This is a genomic window from Providencia sp. PROV268 (assembly GCF_028477805.1).
In the GTDB taxonomy this organism is placed as follows: Bacteria; Pseudomonadota; Gammaproteobacteria; order Enterobacterales; family Enterobacteriaceae; genus Providencia; species Providencia stuartii.
On record NZ_JAMPLW010000054.1, the window covers coordinates 1 to 2,117 of the forward strand.

Here is a 2,117-nt window from a genome sequence, read left to right on the forward strand (position 1 = left end):
AATCCATGAAGGGCAGCCACAGATATACATTAACCCGCTACCCGATGCGAAAGATTTACGTGATTATATCCTGATAACACCAATACCATCGTTGCCTGTGATTTATGTCTATATGAGCGTAAATGAAAAAAACAGTACAAATAAAGAATCAAATATTTCTCCAATTGAAGATATTGAAGAGTTTATGTCTGAGCAAAAAGCAAAGATAAACAAAAAATTAGGAAAAAAAATTGGTCAAGGACGATTACCATATGAACCTAGCCCAAATGGCATAAACGAAGCTACACAGACAATAAAAGATACGTTAACAAACCCTACAGAAGTCAGTAATATCATTAAAGCAGAGCAATTAAGAGGAGAATATGATTTAATTCATATTTATAGTGAAAAAACAAATAGTACTGTAAGCTTAAGGGTTTTGTCAGAAGGAAATGTTGAATTTGATACTTTAATCCCTGAAAAGTCATCAAAATTTTAATGAGGATTGATTTATGATAAATAGTATAATGACTAATTTTAGAAGCATGTCTTTTTATATGAACGGCGAGTTAGCAGCATCAAACCTTGTTCTTTTTATAGAATTTGACAATGTCAACTGGTTTTCTTTGACTATAGGCGAAGGGATGCTTGAGTTCATTAAAAAAGAAACAGAACCTAAATGCAGCTCAACAGTTAACTTACAAGATTCATTCTCATATCCAATTACTGAGAATACTCAACTGAAAAAGTATAAAGGATGTAAGTTAATAAGCGCTCACGAATATAGATTAATTAAAAATTTAGATTATAGCTTGGGAATTTATTTTGAAACAGATATAGGAGGGATAAGCATCATTGAAGATGATGATGAGCTCTTTATAACCGAAGGAGTTAATAATGATTTATTGTATGCGTGTAATTTAATTAAATACAATATAATATATTAATGATAAAACATTAAAGCCCCCTGCTTTTGGCATGTGAAATGAAATCACAAAAACACGTCATCACATCAGGGGAGCCGAGATTAAAATTTCTATTGATATTATGTGATACACAGCACTAGAAATTGAAAAATTAAAGCCAAGACTGAATTATTATAGTAAAAGCTACCTTCCATTTGAAAGGAAAGACTATATTATTTATAGTCAAAGATCAATTTTAAATAGATGTGAATTAGATTTAATAAAAGATAAGTTTGAAAAGTATAAACAAGAAACTTCTCTTATAATATCTGAAGTGTTTGGCATGACCTACAGTGGTAAGAAGACTATTGCCTACAAATTAAATGTAGTTAATGAACTAATTTTAAGGTTAAAAATTAACACAATGAAAACTATAACTGTTCCTCTTTCTAAAGAAGCAATGCACAGATTGGATTACAATGAATCTATTGATGGTGATCTACTAGAGCTAGAGTTGAGTGATAACGAACTACATATCTTAAATAAAGTCAATCTATTTGAAACAATTAATTATAAATTAGGTTTAAACATAGATGGTTATGAAGATGAGAGTCTACATGACATGAATAAAATAAAAAACCTGAATGAAATCCTTACAAGTATGATAAACAAAGAAAATGAACATATAATTAATTCAATATTGGAATTATCAAATGCAGCATTAAATAAAAAAACAGGAATATTTTTCTATTTTTAACCTTATTTCCATATGGATTTAGAATAGGCCGTGAGCATTTAAATAATGCACATGGCCAAAATTGAAAGGAATCTAGATAAAGATTGAAATATTGATAACCTTACATATATAACAATTGGCAATTTTGATAAAAGCATCATAGTGTGACTGAAGAAAAATTTATGATTGATAGAGATAAATATGATGGAGAACCATAAAAAATTACATTTTATGAGCTAAATAATGAGTTATTACCTGTAATTGGTGGATGATAAAGGACAACCATTAATTGGTGTGGCGTATACTTTATCCGAACGTGGCACAGGGCGCACCTTAGCGGGCAGCAGTGACCCACAAGGGCTGATTCACGCCGAAGGCATGACGGCACGCCCGTATACTTTAACCCTTGAGCCGCAGTCACTGGCGGATGCACTGACCACCTTGTCATCGCCAGCGGCGATTCAAGGCAAAGATAAGTCGCTGAAAGATTTTTGTCT

General features: G+C 31.6%; 2 protein-coding genes and 2 pseudogenes. All 4 read left to right on the plus strand.

What is annotated here, in order from left to right:
- A pseudogene (locus PR699_RS19545) lies at positions 1-478 on the plus strand (hypothetical protein); the annotation flags it as partial.
- A gap of 13 nt (positions 479-491) precedes the next feature.
- The gene (locus PR699_RS19550; RefSeq protein ID WP_154598872.1) at positions 492-926 is read left to right on the plus strand and encodes a hypothetical protein; all 435 of its coding nucleotides are present in this window, start codon (positions 492-494) and stop codon (positions 924-926) included.
- Positions 927-1,227: 301 nt separating this feature from the next.
- On the plus strand, positions 1,228-1,641 hold the full coding sequence (locus PR699_RS19555) for a hypothetical protein (protein WP_154598871.1): 414 nt from the start codon (positions 1,228-1,230) through the stop codon (positions 1,639-1,641).
- Between the two features lie 243 nt (positions 1,642-1,884).
- A pseudogene (locus PR699_RS19560) lies at positions 1,885-2,117 on the plus strand (hypothetical protein); the annotation flags it as partial.

Bases quoted from the DNA above. Each gene is read 5' to 3' on its own strand.
- PR699_RS19555 (WP_154598871.1), top strand. From the start codon at position 1,228: ATGACCTACAGTGGTAAGAAGACTATTGCCTACAAATTAAATGTAGTT.
- PR699_RS19550 (WP_154598872.1), top strand. From the start codon at position 492: ATGATAAATAGTATAATGACTAATTTTAGAAGCATGTCTTTTTATATG.